The sequence below is a fragment of the Acinetobacter sp. YH12218 genome (genome assembly GCF_013417925.1).
Classification (GTDB): Bacteria; Pseudomonadota; Gammaproteobacteria; order Pseudomonadales; family Moraxellaceae; genus Acinetobacter; species Acinetobacter amyesii.
Genome location: NZ_VPDB01000141.1, coordinates 1 through 2603 on the forward strand (window position 1 = coordinate 1; position 2603 = coordinate 2603).

Consider the following 2603-nt stretch of genomic DNA (forward strand, 5'->3'; position numbering starts at 1 on the left):
CATGTGCGCTCAGGCGTACAAAATTGGTGGATTTTTATCCCAAGAGTTGTCCGCAGAAATTGGGGATAATTTAAGCCAGCGCTGTCTTGATAACGCAGAGAAAAATGACAAATTGATTAAATATTGATCAATTTTATTGGCAAGAAGTATCAAAATTGCTTAAAAAGAAACCGACTTGTTTCCAAGTCGGTTTTTTGCTGTTTTTTGGGGTGAGTGATAATTTTTAAGTTATTGAAAAACAAGGATATTTTAAAAAGCTGTTATTCACCAATTAAAATGTCTATGCGATAAACCATTTAAAATGTCCTGTTTTTAACCACAAGAGTCAAGCACAGGATTTAAGTTTCTTTGTTCAACAACAGCTTTCTGAGCTTTACGACTTGGCATACTTTTCTTGAGACGGGAACGTTTATTCTGTTTCTCCAATTCCTCATGTTGCTGCTGGATATGGGCCAGGACCGAACCTAATCTTTTATTCTCAACCACTTCATTCTGCTGTAGTCCAGCCAGTTTATTGAAGACGCTATAGTTGATCTTCCGTCCTTCATGCATGATTGCCACAGTACCATCCGGGTACTCCAGAAATGAAATGTATTGCCCAACAAGCTTATGATTCAGCTCTGTCGGTTCAAGCATATAAATACACTTGTCATAGGTCAGGGTCAGATTCTTGGTGACCTTACGCGGTTCCTGCCAGGTAAAAATATCATCCAGTTCAAGATCAGATTCGGTTAATGGCCGATGCAGGTTCTTTGAGTTTCGCGCACATTTGGCGAACTTCTGATTGAACTGCTCAATAAAGCAGGGTAACCATATATTGGCCTCTGCAATCGAACCGATGTCTTCCAGGCGCAGCTCTTTGATCAGACGGTCCTGAAGGGTTCTGTTGGCACGTTCCACACGACCTTTGGCTTGGGGTGAGTTGGCAAAGATAATATCGATGTTCAAATTATTCAGAATCCGCCCAAATTGCGTAATCTGGCTGTCTTGCCTGGATTTCTGATTAACTCTGAATACCGAATGCTTGTCACTATAAAAGGCTAGAGGTTTGCCGTATTGTTCAATGTAGGCTCGGGTTGAAAGCATGTAGTCAAAGGTCGTTTCAGCCTCACAAAAGCGCAGATGCAACAGCTTTCCAGTGGCATCATCGATATAAACCAACAAGCAGCATTTTGCAGCTCGACCTTCAAACCAGTCATGATATGAGCCATCAATTTGGATCAGTTCACCGAAGCAATCCCGGTTATAACGTGGCTGATATGGACGCTTCAGGCGCTTGGATCGCGGAATCCACAGGTCATTGGCCGTCATCCAGCGCCGAAGCGTTTCTACAGGGATATTCAGGTCAAACATGCTGTTGAGCTTCTCATGCGCCAAGGTGGGACCAAAGCCCAGCAGATGTTCAGAAATAATGGAAAGGCACTTTGATTTTAACAAGTCATCATGACGACGATGACCCGGTTGACCACGACTGGCATGGGCTAATGCAACTGGACCTTGGGCTTTGTATTTCTGCAGTAAGCGTCTGATCTGACGTTCTGAAATATGAAGTAGCTGAGCAGCCTGGGATTGAGTTATGCGTTGATCGCAGATTTCCTGCAAGACCGACAATCGTTTAAGTTCTTTATCCGACATAGACACCAACATATCAAACCGTCCGCTAAGGAAATCGCAAAAGTGCATATTCTAAAAGCGGACATTTTTACTTTGGAGAAACCGGACATTTCTATTTTGGAGTTACAATTTTGATTTCGTATAACAGCCATTATGTTAAATGGAGAGAAAATTAGTCTAAAATTCTTATATATTCTTTTTGTACCCCAGTTAAGATACTCACAAGTTGTTTCTTTAAATTATCAGCATCTTCTTTATAATCAGTATTCCAATCATTCCATTCAGTTGGTCTGTTAGCTAAATCCCAATCGCATAAAGCTAACCCATTTATTACTTCCATATCGAAAATTAAAGTACCTAATTGCTCCTGCATTTCTATAGGGAAATTATCTTTAAAACCATCGTAAATATTTTCAACATTTTTCGTAAATTCAGCATAGTGGTAATGAGTTTCTGTGGGTCTCGAATAGTTCTGTACAAATTCTAAAAGTTCATTCATTTTATTTTCCCTTACCATCAATTTTCCCATGCGATACTGTAACCACATCGCCTCGTTTATTAGTTACCACTGTGACATTATTTGCTGGACTATAATGGTTAGTGGTAGATTTTGTACCTACTGTTTGAGAGCCGTTTTTAATCGTATCTTTTACAACTGATGGCATGATACCTCTATCCTGCATCCTATCAAGAGCATGCCCGGAATAATTACGACCATCGATATTGGTAGGATTATTCCGAACTGGCTGATAACTTGGATTCTTGGGCTGATTCATTTGATTATGGCGACTACCTAAAACACCTGTAGCTTCTTTTCCTAAAACTTTCCCTCCAACTTCTTTTGCCGCCTTACCAATAGCTTTGATATACGCTGAATTATCAGGAGACTTTCCCTTGGGAGATTCTAGGCAGCCAACTTATAAAAGTCTTCGGCCATTTGATTTGGTGTCTTAAAACCCAAACCCTTTTGAATTCTTCGATGATTATAA

General features: G+C 40.3%; 3 protein-coding genes. All 3 read right to left on the reverse strand.

Going from position 1 to position 2603, the window contains the following annotated elements; genetic code table 11:
• Positions 1 to 312 precede the first annotated feature (312 nt).
• Complete coding sequence (locus tag FTV03_RS17430) at positions 313 to 1647, reverse strand: ISNCY family transposase (protein WP_180042381.1); 1335 nt, start codon at positions 1645 to 1647, stop codon at positions 313 to 315.
• Between the two features lie 139 nt (positions 1648 to 1786).
• Positions 1787 to 2113 (reverse strand): hypothetical protein, encoded by a 327-nt coding sequence (locus tag FTV03_RS17435; protein ID WP_180022336.1) that lies wholly within the window; start codon positions 2111 to 2113, stop codon positions 1787 to 1789.
• A 1-nt stretch (position 2114) separates the two neighbouring features.
• Positions 2115 to 2390, reverse strand: coding sequence for a DUF4258 domain-containing protein (locus tag FTV03_RS17440; RefSeq protein ID WP_180022349.1), 276 nt, complete (start codon positions 2388 to 2390; stop codon positions 2115 to 2117).
• Between the last annotated feature and the right edge of the window lie 213 nt (positions 2391 to 2603).

Bases quoted from the DNA above. Each gene is read 5' to 3' on its own strand.
- FTV03_RS17430 (WP_180042381.1), bottom strand. From the start codon at position 1,647: ATGTTGGTGTCTATGTCGGATAAAGAACTTAAACGATTGTCGGTCTTG.
- FTV03_RS17435 (WP_180022336.1), bottom strand. From the start codon at position 2,113: ATGAATGAACTTTTAGAATTTGTACAGAACTATTCGAGACCCACAGAA.
- FTV03_RS17440 (WP_180022349.1), bottom strand. From the start codon at position 2,390: ATGAATCAGCCCAAGAATCCAAGTTATCAGCCAGTTCGGAATAATCCT.